Origin of the sequence: Streptomyces sp. NPDC058295, from assembly GCF_042880655.1 — a bacterium.
Taxonomy (GTDB): domain Bacteria; phylum Actinomycetota; class Actinomycetes; order Streptomycetales; family Streptomycetaceae; genus Streptomyces; species Streptomyces coriariae.
Window position 1 is genome coordinate 1 of record NZ_JBHVYO010000060.1, and the last position, 20,331, is coordinate 20,331.

Annotated in this window: 18 protein-coding genes; 6 read left to right on the forward strand and 12 right to left on the reverse strand. The window is 71.8% G+C overall.

The window, feature by feature from the left end:
* Nucleotides 1-54: 54 nt before the first annotated feature.
* On the reverse strand, nucleotides 55-3,219 hold the full coding sequence (locus ACFVYS_RS38340) for a BTAD domain-containing putative transcriptional regulator (protein ID WP_389509759.1): 3,165 nt from the start codon (nucleotides 3,217-3,219) through the stop codon (nucleotides 55-57).
* A gap of 491 nt (nucleotides 3,220-3,710) precedes the next feature.
* Here ACFVYS_RS38340 and ACFVYS_RS38345 point away from each other — a divergent pair, with 491 nt between their 5' ends.
* The gene (locus tag ACFVYS_RS38345; RefSeq protein ID WP_389509761.1) at nucleotides 3,711-4,259 is read left to right on the forward strand and encodes a GNAT family N-acetyltransferase; all 549 of its coding nucleotides are present in this window, start codon (nucleotides 3,711-3,713) and stop codon (nucleotides 4,257-4,259) included.
* A gap of 116 nt (nucleotides 4,260-4,375) precedes the next feature.
* Here the strand turns inward: ACFVYS_RS38345 and ACFVYS_RS38350 are convergent, their stop codons facing one another.
* Nucleotides 4,376-5,281 (reverse strand): Ppx/GppA phosphatase family protein, encoded by a 906-nt coding sequence (locus tag ACFVYS_RS38350; protein ID WP_389509762.1) that lies wholly within the window; start codon nucleotides 5,279-5,281, stop codon nucleotides 4,376-4,378.
* A gap of 578 nt (nucleotides 5,282-5,859) precedes the next feature.
* Between ACFVYS_RS38350 and ACFVYS_RS38355 the strand changes: the two genes are divergently transcribed.
* On the forward strand, nucleotides 5,860-6,402 hold the full coding sequence (locus tag ACFVYS_RS38355) for a GNAT family N-acetyltransferase (RefSeq protein ID WP_389509763.1): 543 nt from the start codon (nucleotides 5,860-5,862) through the stop codon (nucleotides 6,400-6,402).
* Between the two features lie 140 nt (nucleotides 6,403-6,542).
* Here the strand turns inward: ACFVYS_RS38355 and dmpI are convergent, their stop codons facing one another.
* Nucleotides 6,543-6,725: a 4-oxalocrotonate tautomerase DmpI gene (gene dmpI, locus ACFVYS_RS38360; RefSeq protein WP_389509765.1), complete on the reverse strand. Its 183-nt coding sequence runs from the start codon at nucleotides 6,723-6,725 to the stop codon at nucleotides 6,543-6,545.
* Nucleotides 6,726-6,863: 138 nt separating this feature from the next.
* On the opposite strand from dmpI, the gene ACFVYS_RS38365 reads away from it, so the two are divergent.
* Entirely contained in the window at nucleotides 6,864-7,748 is an 885-nt protein-coding gene (locus tag ACFVYS_RS38365) for a LysR substrate-binding domain-containing protein (protein WP_389509767.1), read from the forward strand.
* 144 nt (nucleotides 7,749-7,892) lie between these two features.
* Here the strand turns inward: ACFVYS_RS38365 and ACFVYS_RS38370 are convergent, their stop codons facing one another.
* Genes ACFVYS_RS38370 through ACFVYS_RS38395 form a run of 6 tightly spaced genes read right to left on the reverse strand, consistent with a single transcriptional unit; the run spans nucleotide 7,893 to nucleotide 13,277 of the window.
* Complete coding sequence (locus ACFVYS_RS38370) at nucleotides 7,893-9,125, reverse strand: cytochrome P450 (RefSeq protein ID WP_389509769.1); 1,233 nt, start codon at nucleotides 9,123-9,125, stop codon at nucleotides 7,893-7,895.
* 2 nt (nucleotides 9,126-9,127) lie between these two features.
* Nucleotides 9,128-10,345 carry a cytochrome P450 gene (locus tag ACFVYS_RS38375; RefSeq protein WP_389509771.1) on the reverse strand — a complete coding sequence of 406 codons (1,218 nt, stop codon included), beginning with the start codon at nucleotides 10,343-10,345 and terminating at the stop codon, nucleotides 9,128-9,130.
* Nucleotides 10,342-10,968, reverse strand: coding sequence for an ATP/GTP-binding protein (locus tag ACFVYS_RS38380; RefSeq protein ID WP_389509773.1), 627 nt, complete (start codon nucleotides 10,966-10,968; stop codon nucleotides 10,342-10,344). The genes ACFVYS_RS38375 and ACFVYS_RS38380 overlap by 4 nt, the downstream gene beginning before the upstream one ends.
* The gene (locus ACFVYS_RS38385; protein WP_314225445.1) at nucleotides 10,949-11,296 is read right to left on the reverse strand and encodes a DUF742 domain-containing protein; all 348 of its coding nucleotides are present in this window, start codon (nucleotides 11,294-11,296) and stop codon (nucleotides 10,949-10,951) included. The genes ACFVYS_RS38380 and ACFVYS_RS38385 overlap by 20 nt, the downstream gene beginning before the upstream one ends.
* A complete protein-coding gene (locus ACFVYS_RS38390) occupies nucleotides 11,293-11,700 on the reverse strand; it encodes a roadblock/LC7 domain-containing protein (protein ID WP_020126464.1) in 408 nt (135 codons plus the stop codon). Before ACFVYS_RS38390 ends, ACFVYS_RS38385 begins: the two co-directional genes overlap by 4 nt.
* Nucleotides 11,697-13,277 carry an ATP-binding protein gene (locus tag ACFVYS_RS38395; protein WP_389509775.1) on the reverse strand — a complete coding sequence of 527 codons (1,581 nt, stop codon included), beginning with the start codon at nucleotides 13,275-13,277 and terminating at the stop codon, nucleotides 11,697-11,699. Before ACFVYS_RS38395 ends, ACFVYS_RS38390 begins: the two co-directional genes overlap by 4 nt.
* A gap of 540 nt (nucleotides 13,278-13,817) precedes the next feature.
* Here ACFVYS_RS38395 and ACFVYS_RS38400 point away from each other — a divergent pair.
* Nucleotides 13,818-14,612 carry an SDR family NAD(P)-dependent oxidoreductase gene (locus ACFVYS_RS38400; RefSeq protein WP_389509777.1) on the forward strand — a complete coding sequence of 265 codons (795 nt, stop codon included), beginning with the start codon at nucleotides 13,818-13,820 and terminating at the stop codon, nucleotides 14,610-14,612.
* A gap of 79 nt (nucleotides 14,613-14,691) precedes the next feature.
* On the opposite strand, the gene ACFVYS_RS38405 is transcribed toward ACFVYS_RS38400, so the two are convergent.
* Nucleotides 14,692-15,270: a dihydrofolate reductase family protein gene (locus tag ACFVYS_RS38405; protein ID WP_389509779.1), complete on the reverse strand. Its 579-nt coding sequence runs from the start codon at nucleotides 15,268-15,270 to the stop codon at nucleotides 14,692-14,694.
* 514 nt (nucleotides 15,271-15,784) lie between these two features.
* Nucleotides 15,785-16,363 (reverse strand): helix-turn-helix domain-containing protein, encoded by a 579-nt coding sequence (locus ACFVYS_RS38410; RefSeq protein WP_389509781.1) that lies wholly within the window; start codon nucleotides 16,361-16,363, stop codon nucleotides 15,785-15,787.
* A 95-nt stretch (nucleotides 16,364-16,458) separates the two neighbouring features.
* On the opposite strand from ACFVYS_RS38410, the gene ACFVYS_RS38415 reads away from it, so the two are divergent.
* Entirely contained in the window at nucleotides 16,459-17,859 is a 1,401-nt protein-coding gene (locus ACFVYS_RS38415; protein WP_389509782.1) for an MFS transporter, read from the forward strand.
* 112 nt (nucleotides 17,860-17,971) lie between these two features.
* Here the strand turns inward: ACFVYS_RS38415 and leuE are convergent, their stop codons facing one another.
* On the reverse strand, nucleotides 17,972-18,622 hold the full coding sequence (leuE, locus tag ACFVYS_RS38420) for a leucine efflux protein LeuE (protein WP_389509784.1): 651 nt from the start codon (nucleotides 18,620-18,622) through the stop codon (nucleotides 17,972-17,974).
* A 566-nt stretch (nucleotides 18,623-19,188) separates the two neighbouring features.
* On the opposite strand from leuE, the gene ACFVYS_RS38425 reads away from it, so the two are divergent.
* Nucleotides 19,189-20,118 (forward strand): ADP-ribosylglycohydrolase family protein, encoded by a 930-nt coding sequence (locus ACFVYS_RS38425; protein WP_389509785.1) that lies wholly within the window; start codon nucleotides 19,189-19,191, stop codon nucleotides 20,116-20,118.
* The last annotated feature ends 213 nt before the right edge of the window (nucleotides 20,119-20,331 follow it).

A 20,331-nucleotide genomic window follows, 5' to 3' on the forward strand; every position in this document is an offset into this window, starting at 1 on the left:
CCGCACCCACAGTGCGGACCCCGCCCGGCTGTCCGCATGACCGCGCACGCCTCGTCAGATCCGCGGCACCGCCCGCAAGGTCTCTGCCTCCAGCCACCGCAGCGCGTCCGCACGGGAGTACGCGGCCCCCTCCTCGTACGCCTGCTTGAAGCCGTCCTCTCCCAGCGTCGCCACGATGCGGTCGACCAGCTCGCGCCACTCCGGCTCGCCCCAGTCGAAGGCGCCGCGCATCACCTGGCTCATGCCGAGTGCCCTGGCGCCCTCTTCCGGAGCACCCTCCAATGCCCGCAGTCCGCCGAGCAGTTCGGCCACCCAGGCGAGCGCTGCGCCCGCTCCCTGGCCGAACAGGGCGCCGGCCGCCTCGGGCAGCAGGGCCCTGGCCCGCACCGCGTCTCCCTCGGCGAGACGATTCTCGACGCGGGTGCTGACGATGAGGTCGCGCGCCAGCTCTCTGAGGGAGGGGCGCCGGGCGCTCAGCGCCTCGAGACGGTCGAGGGTCGCGTCGGACTGCTCCAGGTCACCGGCCCTGCGGTACACGTTGGCCAGGCCGACGAGGATGTTGGCCTCCAAGCGCAGCTGTCCGTGCTCCCGGGCCTGCCGGTGGGCGGCGCGCAGGTCACGGAAGGCGCCTGCCAGGTCGCCGCTGCGGCGCCGTTCGCGGGCGAGCCTGGCCTTGCTGAGGTAGAGGTAGTCCTCGGTGCCGAGTTCGGAGCTGAGTGCCACGGTTCGTTCGAAGGTGGCAATGGCCTGGGGGTACTCGCCGCGCAGGGAGTGGTCGCGGCCGATCGGGAGCAGGCTCATCACGAGCCCCCAGCGGTCGCCCACCTCCTCGAAGCCACGCAGGGCCTCGATCCGGGACTCGGCGCCGGTGACGAGATCGCCCTGTTCGGTGAGGGCGAAGTCCCGCGCCAGGTGGGCGCTGGCACGCACCCAGGGATCGGGCGCGTCGAGCGCGCTCTGGTCCGCGGTTCCGACCGACCCCGACGCCCCGGCAGGGAAGGAGACCTGGGACATCCGCAGGAGCAGTACGGCCGGGTGGAACTCACGTGCCGTCGCCGACTCGCCCTCGACGGCAGCCCGTTGGCCGACCACGGCCCGTACGGAATTCCGCGCCCGTACGGAATCCGGTGCCGGTGCGGAGTCCCGTGCCGGTGCGGAGTCCGGTGCCTCCATGGCATCCGGTCCGGCGACCTCCGCCAGATACCTGTCGAGCCGAGTGCCCATCCCCCTGATCCCCCAGTACCAGAACATCGCCTCGGCGAAGCGTGCGGCCAGGCCCGCGTCCCGCGCGTCGACGACCAGGCGCAGCGCGAGGACGAGGTTGTCGTGTTCGGCGTCGAAGACCTCGATCGCACGCAGCTGTTCGCCGGTACGAAGGCGGGGTTCGTGTTCTTCCGCGAGGGCCAGGAAGTACGCGGCATAGCGATGGGTGAGGGCGTCCCCGGACTCGGCGCCGGCAAGCTGCCTCGCGGCGTACGCGCGTACCGTCTCGAGCATGCGGTAGCGCGGCTCGCCCGCACCGTCGTCGGCATGGTCGACCAGCGATTTCTCGACCAGGGCGTCCAGGACGTACGGGATGTCGGCCGCCGGGAGCGACGGGTCCGCGCACACGGCTTCGAGCGCCGGGACGGTCGCGCCGCCCGGGAACGCCGACAGTCTGCGGGCGAGGATCCGCTCGGGCTCGTCGAGCAGGTCCCAGCTCCACTCGACGAGCGCGAGCAGGGTGCGCTGGCGGGGCAGGGCGGTGCGGCTGCCCGAGGCGAGGAGGCGGAAGCGGTCGTCCAGGCGACGTGCGATCTGCTCGACGCTCATCGAACGGAGCTTCGCCGCGGCCAGCTCAAGGGCCAGCGGCATCCCGTCGAGCCGTCGGCAGACCTCGACCACGGCGTCGAGGGTCACGTCGTCGAGCGTGAAGTCCGGCCGGACTCCGGCGGCCCGCTCGACGAAGAGGCGGACGGCGGGCGACTGCGCGGCCTCGGCAGGCTCCGGCGATCCCGTCGGCACGTCGAGAGGGCCCAGGTGACACAGGGACTCGCCGGTGATGGCGAGGGCCTCGCGGCTCGTGGTGAGGATCCGCAACTCCGGCAGCTGATCGAGGAGTTCGGCGGCCAGTTCCGCGGCCGCCTCGACGAGGTGCTCGCAGTTGTCGAGCAGGAGCAGGGCGTCGCCGCTGCCGAAGAGCCCGGCCATCCGCTCGACCGGGGTGGCCCGCTGCCCCTGCCCGGCGTCGTAGAGGCGGCCGTCGGTCGAGCTGAGGGCGCCGAGTACCGCGTCGGCCAGCTGGTCCGGTGCGCTCACCCCGGCGAGCGGGACGAACCAGACCCGGCCGCGCGCGTGGGCGCGGTCTCGGGTGGCCGCTTCGAAGGAGAGGCGGGTCTTGCCCGCGCCACCGGGGCCGACGATGGTGACCAGTCGACTGTGGGCCAACTGCCCGCCCAGCCGGATCAGTTCCTCGTCACGACCGACGAAGCTGGTCAGCCTGGCCGGAAGGCGGCTCGCGGCGGCCTCGGCCCGCTCGGCGGGCGTCTCCAACTCGCCCCGCAGCAGGGCCAGATGGATCTCCCGCAGCTCGGCCGAGGGGACGACGCCGAGCTCGTCGTCGAGCCGCTCACGTATCGCCTCGTACACCGCGAGGGCATCGGACTGCCGTCCGGCCGCGGACAGCGCCCGCATCCGCAGCCCGGCGACCCGCTCGCTCAACGGCCGCTCGGCGCCGGCCGCTTCGAGGTCCGCCAGCACCTCTCCGTGCCGTCCGAGCCGTAGCTCGGCATCGCAGCGGTCCTCGGCCGCCGCCGCCCGCAGAGCGTCGAGCCGGGTCGCGACGGGCCCGGCGAACGGAGCGTCCAGGACATCGGCGAGCGCCGCGCCCTGCCACAGCCCGAGCGCCGTTCCCAGCAGCGAGGCCGCCTCGCCGGCCCGCCCGGCCGCGAGTTCCCGCCTGCCCCGAGCAGTCAGCTCCTCGAAGCGGTGAACGTCCACGTCCTCCGCCCGCACCGAGAGCCGGTAGCCGCCGGACGCGGACTCCACCGACGCGGACCCGCGCAGCACCCTGCGCAGCCGGGACACCAGCGCCTGCAGCGCGTTGGCCGCGTCCGAGGGCGGCTCCTCTCCCCACAGACCGTCGACGAGCGAGTCGACGGACACCGCCCGGCCCTCTTCGAGGGCGAGCCTGGCGAGGAGCATCCGCAGCCGGACGCCACCCACCCCGACCGGAGTCACATCATCGGCGTACACCTGAATCGGTCCAAGCAGCACTACGCGCACCACGGCGGTCTCCCCCTCCGGACCGACCCGCTCCTGCCGTGTCGATCATCCCTCAACGCCGGGTCAGCATCACCCAACTGACGCCCCCAGTAAAGCGAAGGCGCAACGTGGAGCCGCCTGGACGGGCCATGTCGGTCGTGCCCCGTCAGGGCGACGACCTCCCTTCCCTCGGATCACCGACCCGGTTCGTGCGCGGCTGCCGTCAAAGGCTCACAGCAGATCCCGGACCACGGCGGGCTGGGACAGGAACGGGCGGTGGCCGGCGTCGAGTTCGACGACGCTGCCGGCCCGGCGGGCGAACTCGCGCTGTAGTCACGGCGGAAGACTTCCTCCCAGACTTCCTCGCCGCCTCGCCGCGGTCGAGCACTTGCCCGGCGTCGACCCCTCAGCCACCCACCGATCGTCCGAGGTCACAGACTGGCACGGGCGGGCGATAGATTCCCGCCATGACCGGACTCGGAACCATCGCCTGGCCACCCGCCCCGATCAGGACCGAACGGCTCGTGCTCCGCGAGTCCGAGGCCCGGGACCGTGCCGCGTTCATCGAGCTGTTCACCTCGCCGGACGTGGGCGTCTACCTGGGCGGCCCGCGGCCACGTGATGAGTTGGAGCGCTCAGTGCCTGAGACGCCCGGGAGGCGCCCCGGCCTCTTCGTGATCGAGCTCGACGGAGCGATGATCGGCACCGTCGAGCTCAATCGGCGCGACGCGGAGCATCGGAGTCATGTCCGCCCGGATGCCGGGGAGGCCGAGCTCGGCTACCTGTTCCTGCCGGAGGTCTGGGGACGCGGGTACGCCGCCGAGGCGTGCGCGGCGGCGCTCGGCTGGTTCGCGGACGCGCTTCCCGGCGAGCCGGTGGTGCTCTGCACCCAGACCGCCAACGACCGCTCGATGCGCCTCGCCGCGAAGCTGGGGTTCACCGAGGTGCAACGGTTCGAGGAGTGGGGCGCCGAGCAGTGGTTCGGCGTGTGGTCCTCGGTCACGCAGCCCGCTTGAGCGCCCTGAGGCCGTCGGGGCCTGCGGAATAGGAGCTGGATGCCCGTTGGCTCATGCCCGTTCATGGCCGCCACCGTGATGGTCCCGGACGCCGGCGCTTTCGACGCCCGTTGGGTTCAGGCGACGACGCGGGGGCGTACGGCGGGCGTGGGAGGCACGCCGAGGCGTTCGAGCAGCAGTCCTTCACGGGTGGACCAGGGGCAGATCTCGACGCTCTTGACGCCACAGGCTTCCATGAGGGCCTGTGCGATCAGGGCTCCGGCCAGGGACTGTTCGGCGCGGTGCCGGGAGATGCCCGGCAGCTTGGCCCGACGGGACGGTTTCGCGTCGGCCAGCAGGGAGACCGATGTGCGCAGTTGCGGCAGCGCCAGCCGCCGTCCGGCTCGAGGTCTCTTGCTCCGGGCGGCGGCGAGCCGGGCAAGCTGTTCGAAGGTCTTGGAGCAGGCCAGCACTCGGCCGCCCGGTTCGGCCTGCGGCAGGCCGGGGACATCTGCCAGGGACCGGTGGAGGTACTGCCGGATCTCGGCCAGGCGGCGCTGGGACGGCGCGGTGCCGCCGGGAAGCCAGTCCCGGGTGATCCTGCGGGCGCCCAGCGGCAGCGAGTGGACGACGCCGGGCTGCTCTCCGGAGCCGGAGGCGATCTCCACGGTGCCGCCCCCGATGTCCAGGACCAGCAGTTGTCCCGGCGTCGGGCCTGCCCAGCGGCGGGCGGCCACGTAGGCCAGCCGCGCCTCCTCCTCGCCGGCCAGCACGCGCAGCCGGGTGCCTGTGGTCCGTGCCACACGCGCGATGATCTCGTCGCAGTTGGGTGCGTCCCGGATGACGGAGGTCGCGAACGCGAACACGTCCTGTCCGCCCAGCCGCGGGTCGGCGTCGACAGCCTCGGCCACGGCCCGTTCGACGCTCTTCACCCCGGCCTTGTCCAGCCGCCCCTTGGCGTCGAGGGTCTCGTGCAGGCTCAGGCGCACCTTGCGGGAGAACACCGGCTCCAGCTCCAGCTCCGCACCAGGGCGCCCTCGCACCACCGTAAGCAGAGCACTGTGGCACCCGACATCGAGCACACTCGCCTGCCGCATCCCATCGCCTCCTTCTGACCCCGCGCCCGGCCGGACCGGCCTTCTCCGATCCTCCGACAACCCCTTCGACGACGCGACGGGAATTCCGGCCCACCGAGTGAGCATATCGTCACCACCCGAGCACCCTCCGCCGCAGCCCGTCGTCGACGGCCGGGGCCCGGTCCGGGCGGCTCCTCGCCGGGACCGGGGCCACCGCCCCGAAAACCGCCGGCGTGAGCGTGCGCGACCTGACATCCGGGCGCCACGGATCCGCGTCACCACGCACGGCTCGCACTCCGGCTCCGGTTCCGGTTCCGGTTCCGAGCGAGCAGGCTCGGCGCGCCCGCCCCTATGAAAGGGCCCGTTACCGCCTCCAACTCGCCGAAAGCCGTATTCGCCAGAACCAATCGACAGGCTCCGCCACTTGACCCGGTTGTTCTCGTCATCTCCGACGCGAGAACTCCGCGGACGGACCGCGCCCACGCGCCGGTCTCGGCATGCTTATTGGTTTGCCGCCGACCGGCCTGGCCGGATAGGAAGCTCGCATGCTCAAAGGCAACAAGGTCGGGCTCAGGGCCCGCCACGAGGACGACCTCCCGATCCTGCGGACCGAGCTCTACGACGACGTGGTCAACTCCTCGCGGGCCGAAAGCGGGCCGTGGCGGCCGGTCACGCCCGGCTCGAAGGATCCGCGGCTCGTGGTGGACGACACGGAGCAGGGAATCGTCAAGTTCTCCGTCGTGGAGCTGGAGGGCGGCACCCTGATCGGGACCGCGGCGCTGTGGGGCATCGACAACCACAACCGGGCCGCGCACATCGGCCTCGGACTGCTGCCGTCCGCCCGCGGCAAGGGCTACGGCACGGATGTGGTCGCGGTGCTGTGCCACTACGGTTTCGTCGTGCGCGGCCTGCAGCGGCTACAGATCGAGACGCTGTCGGACAACGCCGCGATGCTGCGCTCGGCCGAGCGCAACGGCTTCGTGCGCGAGGGCGTGCTGCGCTCCTCGGCCTGGGTGATGGGCGAGTTCCTGGACGAGGTACTGCTCGGGCTCCTCGTCCAGGACTGGAAGCAGGACTCGAAGGTCTAGATCGACGTCCGGCCGTCGACCGTCAGGTGCGGGCCGCGGAGCAGACAGAGTCGGCCCGAGGCACCTCCTCCCACCCACCCGCTCCGTTCCTCAGCGGGGTGGGAAGCTACGCGACCGCACGGCACGCAGCGGGCGTGGTGTCACTTGTCGGCGGCGAGCCTGCCGCCGACGCCGAAGCTGTCGGTGGGGGTCTCCTCGATGAAGACCATCACCGTCTCGGCCGGGATCCGGTAGGTCTCGACGAATGCGTCGGTGATCTTCTTGATCAGCTCCCGCTTGAGCGCGATGTCGCGGGGGCCCTGCTGGATGGTCACTGCGGGCATGGCTGCCTCCTGGCTTTTCTCGGCGCCGTACAGCTGGTGCCGTGGCGTGGGACCAGTTCACCGCCCGGGCTGGTGGTGATCAAGGCGCACTTGGCTCCTACACTCATCACGGATCGTGATGGGTGAAGGGGGTGGGGCATGGAGCTGCGGCAGGTCAGGTACTTCCTGGCGGTGGCCGAGGAACTGCACTTCGGACGTGCCGCCGGGCGGCTGCGCATCGTCCAGTCCGCTGTCAGTCAGCAAGTCCGCCGACTGGAACGCGAACTCGGCCTGGACCTGTTCGACAGGACCACCCGCAATGTCACGCTGACCGCGGCAGGGCAGGCCTTCCTGCCACGGGCCAGGACCCTGGCGGCCGCCGAGGAGGCGGCACTGGAGACGATGGCCGTGTTCCGCGCCGACCAGCTCACGACGTTGCACGTCGGTACCAGCACCGGCCTCGGCACCCGGCTGGAGCGGCTGTTGGCGGACATGGCACACCGCGCGCCGGAGATCACCGTGGAACTGCACAGCGCCCCACCCGCGTCTCGGCTGCAACGGGTACGGGACGGCGAACTGGACGCCGCCTTCGTCCGCGGGGTCGGCCGAAGCCCGGGACTCGACCTGATCCCGGTATGGCGGGACGAACTGGTCGCGGCACTTCCCGCATCACATCCGCTGGCCGCACGCGACCACGTCGAACTCGCCGACCTGGCCTCCCTGCCGCTGCGCATCGCGCCGCGGCACGCCAACCCGCACCTGGTCGACCTGATCACCGGCGCGTGCCAAGCCGCGGGCTTCGAGCCCGTCATGGGCCCCGCCTTCACCACCGACCAGGACACCCTCGCGGTCATCGGCAGCGGCAAGCCCACCTGGACCGTCTTCTACTCCGCCAAGGCCGCGGTCCTGCCCACCGCCCGCACCGCCTTCCGCCCGTTCGCCTCGCCCGCACCCGCGCTGCAGACCTACCTCGCGGTCCGCCCGACCACGTCCGCGCGGCGACTGGCGCCTCTACTGGAAGCCTGCCGCTCCCAGGAATCCTGACCGGCGCCGGGTGAGACCCGCTCGGCCGGGGCGAGACGGCTCCCGTCCCGGCTCGGGGGGTACGGGACGGGAGCGCGTCACCTGGCTCTTCCTCGCGCACGGCCGTACGGATGCACGTGTGCGGGAGTGGCGCTCGTGAGCGCGTCAGGGGGTCGAGGTGAGCCGTACGGGGAGTTCGAAGAGGTCGTTCTGGGTCACCACCGGCTTGTTGCGCAGAGCCGACGGGGCCACCGCCAGGTCCAGCCCGGGGAAGCGGGCGTACAGCGCGGGCAGCGCCACGCCCGCCTCCAGGCGGGACAGGGCGGCGCCCGGGCAGACGTGCGGGCCGTGGCCGAAGGATATGTGGCGGGTGCGGGTCTCGCGGGTGATGTCGAAGTCACCGGCCGAGGGGCCGTGCGCCTCTTCGTCGCGGCCTATCGCGCCGTAGGACACGATGAGCGCGTCGCCCGCCGGGATGACCCGGTCGCCGACCGGCACGTCCTCGGTCGCGAACCGGATCAGCACATGCGACGTCGGCGTCGACCAGCGGAGGGTCTCCTCGACCACCGCGGACCAGTCCGCCGCACCCGACAGGACCAGTGCCCGCTGCTCGGGGTGGGCGGAGAGGTTGACGACGGCGTTGACGATCAGGGAGATCGTCGTCTCGTGACCGGCGGCGACCATGAGCTGGAGGGTGGAGACGATCTCCTCGTCGGTGAGCCGGTCACCGTCCTCCGAGGCCAGGACGAGCGCGCTGGTCAGGTCGTCCCCGGGCTCGGCACGCTTGGCGGCGACGGTCTCGGCCATGATCCCGGCCAGTTCGACGAGGGTGGCGACGACCTCCGCGGGCGGGGTCTGGGTGGAGAAGAACTTCTCGAACAGCACCTTCAGCCGCGGCAGCCTGCTCTCCTCGATGCCCATGAGGTCGGCGACGACATACATGGGCAGGGGGTAGGCGAACTCCGCCTTGAGGTCGACGACTTCGGCGTCGGTGGGCAGCCGGTCCAGCAGTCGTCCGGTGAGTTCCGTGATCCGCTCCCGCATCGCCTCCACCCGGCGCGGGGTGAGGGCCTGGGCGACGAGGCCGCGCATCCTGCGGTGGTCGGCGCCGTCCACCGTCAGCATGGAGCGGCCGGGGTTGGCCAGGCCGATCAGGGGCCAGTCGGGCGGGATCTCGCCGCGCTGCCAGGCGCCCCACACGTTGATGTCCTTGACCAGCCGGGGGTCCGTCAGCAGCGCCTTGGCCTCGGCGTGCCGGGTGACCGCCCACACCGGGACCCCGCCGGGCAGCTCGACCGCGGCCAGCGGTCCCGCCGCCCGCAGCTTGGCGCTCTCCCCGTCCAGGTCGGTGACGAACGGATCCAGGGGAATCCGCAGCTCTTCGGTTCCGGACGTCATGATCAGTTGCCTCCCAGGGCAGGGGTGGGGGTGAACCGCACGGGCAGTTCCGTCAGCCCGCGCAGCCAGGGCGAGGGGCGACGGGTCAGGGACTCGGCCGGAACGTCGAGATCGATGTCGGGCAGCCGGTCCAGGACGACCTCGATCCCGGTCCGGGCGATCACCTCGGCGACCTCCTGGGCCGGGAACGGGCAACGGTGCTCGCCGTGGCCGAAGGAGAAGTGGGCGTTGTTGCCGCCGGTGAGTTCGTTGCCGACGGGACGCACCTGGGGGTCCGAGTTGGCCGCCTGGAGGCCGAGGAGGAGCAGGTCTCCGGCCCGGATGTGCTGGCCGCCGAGGTGGGTGTCCCGCGACGCCCAGCGGCCGGCGACGTTCTGGGTGGGCGTGTCCTCCCAGAGCACCTCGTTCATCGCCTCCGCGACGCTGTTGCGGCCGCCGAAGAGCGAGGCGGCGAAACGACCGTCGGTGAGCATCAGCCGCAGCGAGTTGCCGATCCAGTCGGCGGTGGGCTGGTGTCCGGCCGCCATCATCACCATCAGGTCCTGGGCGATCTCCTCGTCGGTGAAGCCACCGGGGTCGGCCAGCATGCGGGAGACGACGTCGTCGGCGGGCGCGGCCCGGCGCGCGGCGAGCAACTCGCCCATGGAGGAGGCCAGATGGCTCTGTCCGGCGAGAGCGCGCTCCCGGCCGTCGATCATGTCGTTGAGCGCGGTGACCAGGCCTGGACCGTCCTCGTCGGAGAAGCCGTACAGCCGCGCCAGCACGCGTACGGGCAGCAGCATGGCGTACTGGCCGACGAGATCGGCGGTTCCCTCGGCGCACAGGGCGTCGATCAGCTCGTCGGCGAACCGCTCGGCGTGGCGGCGCAGCCGGGTCGGATCGCTCGCCTCCAGCGCGTTGCTGATCATGGCGGCCCGCTCGCGGTGCCGCTCACCGACCGTGTAGAGGATCGACGGCTGCTTGCGGCCGATCATCGGCAGCAGGGGCCAGTCGCCGGGGATCGTGTCCCACTGGTTCCACAGCTCCGAGTCGCGGCTGAACAGGACGGGGTCACCCGTGACCTGGTGCAGTTCGCGGTAGCCGAGGACGAGCCAGGCCGGGACGCCGCCGTCCAGCAGGACGGGGGTGACGGCGCCGTGCTGCGCGCGCATCTCCCGGTACAGCCGGGCGGGTTCGGTCTGGAAGCGCGAACCGCTGAGCGGAACGGCGTCGGTGCTCACACGAACTCCCGTGGTGAAGCGGCGGCTTGGGCCCGCTGACCGGCGTACCGGCTCTGGATGTGCTGGACGAGCGTGATGAGGACCTGCTTGCTGGACTCCCGGGTACGGGCGTCGCAGTCGATCAGGGGCACCTGCGGATCGAGATCCAGGGCCTCGCGGACATCGCTGTGCGCGTGGCGGGCGCCGCCGAAGTCGTTGCAGGCCACGATGAACGGCGTGCCGTGGCGCTCCAGACGGTCGATGGCGTACCAGGAGTCGTCGATGCGCCGGGTGTCGACCAGGACGACCGCGCCGAGGGTGCCGGAGAACAGCCGGTCCCACAGGAACCAGAAGCGTTCCTGGCCGGGCGCGCCGAAGAGGTACAGCACGTTGCGCTCGTCGAGGGTGATCCGGCCGAAGTCGAAGGCCACGGTGGTGGCGGTCTTCCCGCGGATCTCGCTGATGTCGTCGACCGTCTCGCCGGCCCTCGTCATCGTCTCCTCGGTGTTGAGGGGACGGATCTCGCTGACCGAGCGGACCATGGTCGTCTTTCCGACGCCGAAGCCACCCACGACGACGATCTTCAGACCGTTGTCGGCGGTGGCACCCAGGGGGGTGCGCACGTCAGAGGTTGCGGAGTCCAACGAGCACCTGCTCCAAGACGTCGGGATCGGGAAGGGCGGAGTTGCGGGGGTGGCGGGCGCTGACCCGGCCGGCGGCGAGCAGGTCGGACAGCAGGATCTTGGTGATGCTCACGGGAAGCCCCAGTTCGGCGGCGACCTCCACCACGGCGGTGGGCGCCTGTGTCAGCCTGAGCACCGCCGCGTGCTCGGACTGCATGCCGACGGTGGGGTCGCTCTCGGCCACCACCAGCGTCACCAGGTCGAAGGGACTGTCGGGCCCCGAGCGGCTGCGTCCCCCGGTGAGGGTGTAGAGCCGGTCGGGGGCGTCGTCCCTGCCCGGGCGCTTCACGCCGTGCGAGGCGGGGCCGTCAGGTGCTCGCCGAGCTGTTCGACCAGCTCGCTCATGTTGTGCCCGACGAGTCCGGGCTCGGCCTCCTCGGTGGTGACCACGGCCAGATGCGCGCCTTCACCGGCCTCCACGATGAAGAGGGTTCCGCCGTAGAACTCGGTCATCGAGGAACGCACGCCTCCGCTGCCGTCGCCGAACTCGACCGAGGCGCCGTGCGACAGCGACTGGATGCCGGCGGCGATGGCGGCGAGCTGGTCGGCCTGGTCGACCGTCAGTTCCGGGGTACGGCACAGCTTCAGCCCGTCACGGGAGAGCACGAGGGCGTGCCGGGCCCCCGGGGTGCGCTCGAGGAGTCCTTCTATGAGCCAGGTGAGCTTCTCGTCGGCGGTCGTCGTGCCGGTCATGAGGTGGTGTCGCCTTCCGGGTGCGAGGGGGTGGGACTGCCGGGCGCTGTCTCGGTCTGCGGAGACGGCGTGGTGTGCGAGTCGTCGGGGTCGGCCGGCAGCGGGTGGCCGCCCGTGCGCTCCGCCGGGCCTGCGGCGCGCACCGCCTGGCGGAAGGCGCCGAAGCGGTTGGCGCGGACGCGGATGTCCTCGGGCGGGCTCGTGCGGCGCTCGGCGCTCTGGGCGGCGGCGCGTGCGTTCTCGGCGGCGGCCAGGGTGCGGCCGCGCCGGCGCTTGGGCAGTCCGTCGCCGGTTTGCGGGGCTTCGGCGCCGGTCTCCTGCGGCTGGACCTGCTCCGGGGGCGTGGCGGCTTCGGCGGGAGCGGGCGCGCCGAGGTCCGGCTGCGGGGCCCGCGTCGAGGTGCTGCGCGCGGGCGGGTCCGCCGGACGCCGTACGGGCGACGGCGCCGCGGTGAGGATGTCCTGGGGAATGAGCATGAGCACACCGGTGCCGCCCCGCGCGGAGGGCCGGAAGGACACCTTCATGCCGTGTTTGCGCGAGAGGCGTCCCACCACGGCGAGGCCGAGCCGGGTGCCGGTGAGTCCGCCGAGTCCGCCCGCGTCGCCGGAGACGGCCTGCTCCGCGCGGCGCAGCTGGACGTCGCTCATGACGAGCCCGCTGTCCTCCACGGAGACGATGGCGCCGGCCGGCACTTCCTCGACGTAGACGTGCACCTCGGCGTTGGGAGGCGAGAAGTTGGCGGCGTTGTCCAGTACTTCGGCGAGCGCGTGCATCACGCCCTCGGCCGCGTGTCCGGCCACCGCGGTGTCACTGACGGAGTGCAGGCGGATGCGCTGGTAGCCGCTGATCCGGCCCATGGCGCCGCGCAGAACGGACTCCATGGAGATGGGGCGCGCCCAACGGCGTCCCGAACGCGCGCCGGTGAGGACGGCGACGGAGTCGGCGAGACGGCCGGCCTGGGCGGTGCGGTGGTCCAGGTGCAGCAGGTCGGCGAGGACGTCCTCGTCGCTGTGCCGTTCCTCCATGGCGCGCAGGTCGGCCAGGGTGCCGGTGGCCTGTGCCTGCATTCGGGCCGCGGCGTTGGCGGTCGCGGCGATCGCGGTGTCGCGGTCGCCGAGGGCGCGGTCGAGTTCCCCGGTGAGCCTGCGCACCTCGGCCGCGAGCCGGGCCCTTTCGACCTCGGCCTCCTGGGCGCGCACCGCGCGCTCCCTGGTGAACTCCTCGGCGAGCCTGGCTCGTTCGTGTGCGGTGGCGTCGGTGTGCCGTTGGTGTTCACGGCGCCATCGTTCCGCCTGGAGGTCGCGCTCCTGGGCGGCCCGCTCGGCCTCGGCGGTCGCCGTCCGCAGCGCGGCACGTACGGAGCGCGCGGTGCGTCGCGCGTGTACGGCGACGGTGACGGCCACGCACAGCAGCACCGCGGCGACGGCGCCGCCGCAGCCCACGAGCGCCTGGGCCGACTCGGGTACGGATGTGACGGTCCATACGACGGCAAGGGCGGACAGGGCAGCGGTCAACAGGGGTAGGGGAAGCAGCGAACGGATGGTGGATCGGTCGCCGGAAGGGGCGGGCGCGGTCATCGCTCAGGTCCTCGGGTGGCCGCTCGGGAACGCGACCCTTGTGTTGTCCTAAGGGGCAGATAGTGCACAGAAGTCTGTAGTCGGTGATCAACCGGGCGTCACTATACGAGAGTTTCGATCAGCCCGAACAGTGTTCGACCAGCACAGTTCGCAAACTCGCCATCAAGGGGTGCCGGATGTCGGCGCGGGACGACCCGACTCGACCGCTCCCTCCCCTTGCTGACCAGAGATTCTTTGTGCGGGCTGTCCGAATGGTGCGGCGGCCGGGGGTCCGACCGGAATCACGCCGACGGCATTGACCGACAGGGTGCGTGCCCCGCGGCTCGCGTGTCCGCGGCTCGCGTGTCCGCGGCTCGGGTGTTCCCCCGCGCGACACGAGCCCGACACGCGTGTCCCCCGTCGCCGAGTGGGCAGACGCAGCCGAGGCCGTCGGCAGCGGCCGGAGTGGCGAGCCGATCGCCCTGCCGCCAGGCTGACGGTGGCGGCGGAGGTACCGGCACGCAGGACGGACGGACAGACGCACAAAGGGACTGGTTCCACATGCAGATCGATCTGGCGGGACGCACCGCCCTGGTGACGGGCTCGACGCAGGGCATCGGCGCGGCCATCGCCGCCGGGCTCGCGCGCTCCGGCGCCCGCGTAGGGGTGAACGGCCGAGACGAGCGGCGGGTCGCCGAGGGCGTGGCGCGGCTGGCGACGGAGGTGCCGGGGGCATCCTTCGTGCCCGTGGCCGCCGACGTGGCGAGCGAGGAGGGCGCCCAGCGTGTCCTGGAGGCGCTGCCCGAGGTGGACATCCTCGTCAACAACCTCGGCATCTTCGGCTCCGCCGACCCCCTGGAGATCAGCGACGAGGAGTGGCGGCGCTACTTCGAGGTGAACGTGCTGGCCGCCGTACGGCTGACCCGGTTGTACCTTCCGGGCATGACGGAGCGCGGCTGGGGCCGGATCCAGTACATCGCCAGCGACTCGGCGGTCGTCATCCCGGCCGAGATGATCCACTACGGCATGTCCAAGACCGCGCTCCTCGCCGTGGGCCGCGGCTTCGCGAAGCAGGCGGCGGGCACGGGGGTGACGGTCAACTCGGTCATCGCCGGCCCCACCCACACCGGCGGGGTCGAGGACTTCGTCCACCAACTCGTCGACCGCGACCTCCCCTGGGACGAGGCCCAGCGCGCATTCATGCGGAAGCACCGGCCGCAGTCCCTTCTGCAACGGCTGATCGAGCCCGAGGAGATCGCCCACATGGTCGTCTACCTCAGCTCCGACCAGGCTTCGGCCACGACGGGAGGAGCCCTGCGGGTCGACGGCGGATACGTCGACTCGATCCTGCCCTGACGGCCCGGGGCCGACGGTCGCCACACATCACCGGGAGGCGCCGGTGCGGCCTTCCGCAGGATCGGTCGTCATGCGTGACTCAGACATGCAGGACGGGCCGGTAGACGAGTTCCTGGGTGTGGCCGTCGAGCGTGCGGTGCTCGATCAGCTCGAGGTCGAAGTCGGCCGCACCCTGGAAGATCGGGTCCAGCCCGGTCCGACCGGTGATCACGGGGAAGAGCGTCACCTGGACGCGGTCGACCAGACCGGCGGCCATCAGCGCGCGGTTCATCGACAGGCTGCCGTGCGAGCGCAACGGCACCTCGGACTCCTCTTTGAGCCGGGCGACGACGTCGACGGCATCGCCGCTCAGGACGTTCGCGTCCGGCCAGTCGAGGGGTTCTTCCAGCGTGGTCGACACCACCGTCGCCGGCAGGCTTCGCATCCGTGTGACCCATGGGTCACGCACCTCGGACTCCTCGGTGCTCGCAGCCAGCATCCGTGCGAACGCCCGATAGGTGTTGGCCCCGAAGACCATCCGCTGCTCCTCGGCGTACAGGTCGAGGCGGTGGTCGAGAAGCTCGGGGCCCTGCTTGCCCCAGTAGCCGGTCCAGTTGCCACTGGCGGCGCCGAAGCCGTCGAGGCTGGAGAAGACGTCAAAGGTGTAGGTGGCGGTCATGAGGCTCTCCTCGATCGAGTGCGGTTGATCGCGTCTCGGGAATACAGACCGACGACCGCCGCGAGACTCATCGCCCTTGGACCTCGGGTCCCTGGAGTCCGGCCGCTCCGGACGCGGCCCCAGCGGCTTCACCATGCTTCACCACGGCAAAGGCAAAGCAGGCGCGCCTCGACCGAGGGAACGGGCAGAGCCGTGCCCGGGGCGCCTCTCCAACGGAGACGAGGACGCCGAGCCGGCCGCGGCTTGAGCGCGGACGCGACCGCCGAAGGCGGCCGCCCGACGTGGCCGACGGACGTGCTCCGTGGCCGACTCACAGCGGCCGCCCGTCAGCGGTCTCACTATGTCCGCCTCCGTGGCCGTCACCCCCACAGCACGCCGTCGTCCTCGTGCTCGCGCACGCGGAACGCGATGATCCGGCGCAGCAGGTCGCCCGGCACGGGCTCGCCGTACGGGCCATCGATCGTCCGCGGCTTTCCCATGGCGTCCGTGTGGCACTGCCGCCCTTCGGCACCGTTCAGTCGTGCGCTGTCGGGCCCGCACGGACGACGGCCTGGTCGCCGTGGGGGCCGAACAGGTGCAGGATCTCGACCGCTTCGGCGTCGGCGGGGCCGAACCAGTGGGGTTCGCCGGTGTCGAACTCGGCCACCTCGCCCGGCCGCAGAGTGATCTCGCGCTCCCCCAGGATGAGGCGGAGCCGGCCGGCGAGCACGTAGAGCCACTCGTAGCCGGAGTGGGTGACCAGCCGCGGTTCACGGTGCGAGAGCACCTGCTTGAAGACCTGGACCCGGCCCGGGTACTGCGTCAGCGGGACGAGGACACTCCCGCGCTCCCGGCTTCGAGGCTGCAGATGGACCCGCGGATCACCGGTCGCCGGAGCCGTCACCAGCTGGTCCAGCGCGACGCGGTGGGCGCGGGCGAGCGGGATGAGGAGATCGAGCGTCGGGCGCCGTCGGCCCGACTCCAGGCGCGACAGCGTGCTGACGGAGATTCCGGTGTCCTTCGACAGGGCTTCCAGGGTGAGGCCGCGGTCGCGCCGCAGGCCGCGCAGCCGGGGCCCGATGCTGTCGAGGAGTTCCGCGAGGTCGGCGTCCATGCGGCCATTTTGCGGTCTTCGCAAAGTTCCTGGGCCCGGACCCTCCCCCGGTCCGAGTCTGGGCGGCAGCCGATCCCGTAGAAGGGGGACCTCCCGTGCTCACGACATCCCTGGCCGCTCCGCCCTCCCCGCTCAGCGCGCGCAGGCGCTGGACGGTACTGGCCGTCTGCGCGCTCAGCATGTTCCTGGTGGGTGTGGACACCACCATCGTCAACGTGGGCCTGCCCGAGATCGGGGACGGCCTCGACGTGGGCACCCGCGGTCTGGAGTGGGTCGTCAACGCTTACACCGTGGTCCTGGCCGGCCTCCTCATGGTCTCCGGCGCGCTCGCGGACCGCTTCGGACGCCGCCGTGTCTTCCAGTGCGGACTGCTCGTCTTCGGCCTGGCCTCCCTCGCCTGCGCCCTCGCCCCGTCACTCGGCGTGCTGGTCGCCGCCCGGGCCGTTCAGGGGGTCGGGGCCTCCATGCTGAGCCCGGTGGCCCTGGCGATCGTGGTGAACGCGATGCCCGACCCACGGGAACGGGCCCGGGCGATCGGCGTGTGGGCGTCGGTCTTCGGGCTCAGCATGGCGGCGGGCCCGGTCACCGGCGGAGGGCTCATCGCCGCGTTCGGCTGGCGTTCGGTGTTCTGGATCAACGCGCCGGTCGTCGTCGCCTCGCTCGTCCTGGTCGCCGTGTTCGTGCCGGAGTCCCGCGCAGAGCGCGCCCGGCGCCTCGACCTGCCCGGCCAGGTGCTCCTCACCGTGGTCCTCGGCCTCTTCGTCGGCGTCCTCATCGAAGGACCCGGCATCGGCTGGACCTCGCCCCTGGCCCTGACCGGCTATGCGCTGATCACGGCGGCGACGACAGGGTTCGTCCTGGTCGAGCTGCGCCGACGTGAACCCCTGATGGACCTCGGCCTCTTCCGCCGGCCGCCGTTCGCCACGGCGGTGCTCGGCGCCATGGCGGTGTTCGTCGCGCTGAACGTGAGCCTGCTGCTCAACACCCTCTACCTCCAGCACACCCGTGGCTGGACACCCCTCGCGAGCGGCGCCGCGACCCTGCCCATGGCACTCGGGGCCACCCTGTGCGCGCCCTGGTCCGGAGCCCTGGTCGGGCGCCTCGGACCGCGGCGTCCGCTGATCCTCGCGGGTGCCTTCATCGCGGCCGGCGGTCTGTGCCTGACGAACCTGGACCAGGACACGAGCGTGCCGCTGATTCTCCTCGCCCACCTGCTGATCGGCATCGGGTTCGGCTTCGCCAACGCCCCTCTCACCAACACCGCGGTCAGCGGTCTGCCGCTCTCCCGGGCCGGCGTGGCAGGGGCGATCACCTCCACCGCGCGCCAGGTCGGGGCGGCGGTCGGTATCGCCCTCGCCGGGGGCCTGGTCGCGGGCGCCGGCGCCACCGGCCTAGCCGCCGCGTCCCGTCCGGGATGGCTGCTCGTCGCGGCCTGCGGACTGTTCCTCTTCGTCGTGGCCCGCGCCGCGCAGCCGACCGCCGTCCGCACCCGCTAGCCCACGGCCGGGATGCACGCCGTGTGCCGCGCGGCCCCGTCCCCCGGCACAGGCCCGCCACCGTGGTTCGGCAGGTTCTTCAGGTGTTGTACGGCAACGACATCTGCAAGGGTCAGGCGCTGGCGAGGGAGAGCTTCACCGCGAACCCGAGGAACAGCACGCCGGCCGCCGAGGTGGCCCCCGCCGTCAGCCGCCTGCGGCGGCGGAAGGCGCCGGCCAGCCGGGTGCCGCCGAAGATCAGGGCGCTGAGGTACAGCACGCTGGCGAGTTGGGCCAGCACGCCGAGGACGACGAAGGAGAGCGCCGGGTAGGCGTACCCCGGGTCGACGAACTGCACGAAGAAGGCGACGAAGAACAGGATCGCCTTGGGGTTGAACAGGCTGACGACCAGCGCCCGCCGGAAGGGCCGTTCGACGGAGACCGCGGCGGGTCCGTCCTCCGCGAGCACCCGCTCACGACGCGTCCGCCACATCCCCCAGGCGGCCCGCAGCATCCCGACGGCCAGCCAGGTCAGATAGCCGGCGCCCGCGTACCTCACGATGCCGAAGAGCACGGCATTGGCCTGGAGCAGCGAGGCCACCCCGGCCGCGGAGAGAGTCATCAGCACGGTGTCCCCGCACCACACCCCGGCCGAGGCCGTGTACCCGGCCCGTACCCCGCGCCGCGCGGCGACGGACAGGAGGTACAGGGAGTTGGGCCCTGGAAGGAGGACGATCAGGACGAGTCCTGCCAGATAGGTGGGAAGGTCGATGACTCCGAACATGTGCAGCAGTGTCGCATGCGAGCACGACACCCGGCAGGGGTGGTCGCCTCTCAGAACCAACCGGCAATACCCCAGGCCAACAGCCACCCCACGCATCCGGACGCCTTGCCCGAGGCGGCCTGTCCGCCCGACCCCCTCCCCCCACACGCATGTACATCTCAAGCCTGATCGCAGCCGTCAGCTCGCGGCTGTCCCCCGCTGACAAGAGCCGGACAACCGGCCAGGGCATCTCAGCTGCGACGCCACGGCAGGGAACCAGGCATGACCAAGCCGTCGTGGGGACCACCCCTTGCAAGGGGCGCCAGTCCGTGAGCACTCCACCAGCACATATCCCAAGTGGCACGGCTACCGCGCCCAGTTCGCCCGCTACGGCGATGGCGGCGTGCTGCGGCGCTCCCGGCGCGGCATCGACCTGAACGCGTTGTGTGACCTGCACGGGTGTCAAACGTAGGGTGATGCACGCGGCGCGCCTCCGGATGCGCGACGCGTTGACCGCCGATGGTTCGGGAGCCGAAGAAGGAAATAGGGCCGCGCGGTCGTCGGCGCGGCGCAGATAACCTGCCCGGATGGAGCGGATGCAGCGGGCCGCCGGGGCGATCGTCGGCTCGGCGGTGGGTGACGCCCTGGGCGGTCCCTTCGAGTTCGGTCCCCAGGGGGTGTTCTCCGCGCGGTTCCCCGCGCCCGGTGCCGGTGGCGAGATGTGCGGAGGCGGTGGCTGGGACCCCGGCGAGGCCACTGACGACACGCAGCTGGCCGTCCTGGTCGCGGAGTCGCTGCTGGAGCGGCACGGACTGGATCTGCCGGACATCTTCGCCCGCTTCCAGCGGTGGGCAGCCTCGGAACCGAAGGACATCGGCCTGCAGACCGAAGACGTCCTGACCAGTGGCATGCCCTGGGACCTCGCCGCCGCGATCCACTTCCAGGTCAACCAGCGAGCAGCGGGCAACGGCTCCTTGATGCGGGCATCGACCTCCGCGGTCCACTTCGCACCCGCCGGCCAGGAAGCCACCATGGATGCGGCCCGCCGCATCGCCGCCCTCACCCACGGCGACCGCGCAGCCTGGGAAGGCACCGCGATCTTCCACGAACTCATCCGCGTCATCCTCGAGGACACCGACCCCCTCACCGCGCTCCCCGCCATCCTGGCCCTCGTCCACCCCGACCACCGCGGTCGCTACGCCACCGTCCTCGCGCCCGACTGGCACCCCGATCAGGCGACCGAGTTCAACGGCGCCGTCTGGCCCTGCCTGGGCTCCGCCGTCTGGGCCCTGCGCACCACCACCAGCTTCGAAGACGCGATACGCGCGGCGATCGACCTCGGCGGTGACACGGACACCGTCGCCGCGGTGACCGGAGGCCTCGCGGGGGCGTACTACGGGCTGGACGCAATCCCCACCCGCTGGACCCAGCCGCTCCATGTCCCCCTCCCCGGCTTCGACGGACGGATACTGCACCTGCCAGACCTGCTCCGCCTCGCACGCCGCCTCGGAGGCTGAACCGGATCCTGCTCATCGGCCCGCCGTCGGACGAACGCCTGGCCGCCTGCGCCGATCCACTCCGTGGTGCTCTTCCGCCGTCCTCCGGTCGCCACTCGGAGGCCGACCCTCCTCGCAGGCCGACCCTGGCGACCCTGGCGTCAGAGCACCACGGCTGATGCTGCCTCCAGCCTTCCGATGGTCAGTCGCTACCGACCGTTCGATCCTCCTTAC

What these genes read in the sequence shown, in the direction of transcription:
- ACFVYS_RS38410 (WP_389509781.1), bottom strand. Translation starts at nt 16,363, where the DNA reads ATGGACGCCGACCTCGCGGAACTCCTCGACAGCATCGGGCCCCGGCTG.
- ACFVYS_RS38395 (WP_389509775.1), bottom strand. Translation starts at nt 13,277, where the DNA reads ATGACCGCGCCCGCCCCTTCCGGCGACCGATCCACCATCCGTTCGCTG.
- ACFVYS_RS38405 (WP_389509779.1), bottom strand. Translation starts at nt 15,270, where the DNA reads ATGACCGCCACCTACACCTTTGACGTCTTCTCCAGCCTCGACGGCTTC.
- ACFVYS_RS38345 (WP_389509761.1), top strand. Translation starts at nt 3,711, where the DNA reads ATGACCGGACTCGGAACCATCGCCTGGCCACCCGCCCCGATCAGGACC.
- ACFVYS_RS38355 (WP_389509763.1), top strand. Translation starts at nt 5,860, where the DNA reads ATGCTCAAAGGCAACAAGGTCGGGCTCAGGGCCCGCCACGAGGACGAC.
- ACFVYS_RS38400 (WP_389509777.1), top strand. Translation starts at nt 13,818, where the DNA reads ATGCAGATCGATCTGGCGGGACGCACCGCCCTGGTGACGGGCTCGACG.
- ACFVYS_RS38370 (WP_389509769.1), bottom strand. Translation starts at nt 9,125, where the DNA reads ATGACGTCCGGAACCGAAGAGCTGCGGATTCCCCTGGATCCGTTCGTC.
- ACFVYS_RS38425 (WP_389509785.1), top strand. Translation starts at nt 19,189, where the DNA reads ATGGAGCGGATGCAGCGGGCCGCCGGGGCGATCGTCGGCTCGGCGGTG.
- leuE (WP_389509784.1), bottom strand. Translation starts at nt 18,622, where the DNA reads ATGTTCGGAGTCATCGACCTTCCCACCTATCTGGCAGGACTCGTCCTG.
- ACFVYS_RS38390 (WP_020126464.1), bottom strand. Translation starts at nt 11,700, where the DNA reads ATGACCGGCACGACGACCGCCGACGAGAAGCTCACCTGGCTCATAGAA.
- dmpI (WP_389509765.1), bottom strand. Translation starts at nt 6,725, where the DNA reads ATGCCCGCAGTGACCATCCAGCAGGGCCCCCGCGACATCGCGCTCAAG.
- ACFVYS_RS38365 (WP_389509767.1), top strand. Translation starts at nt 6,864, where the DNA reads ATGGAGCTGCGGCAGGTCAGGTACTTCCTGGCGGTGGCCGAGGAACTG.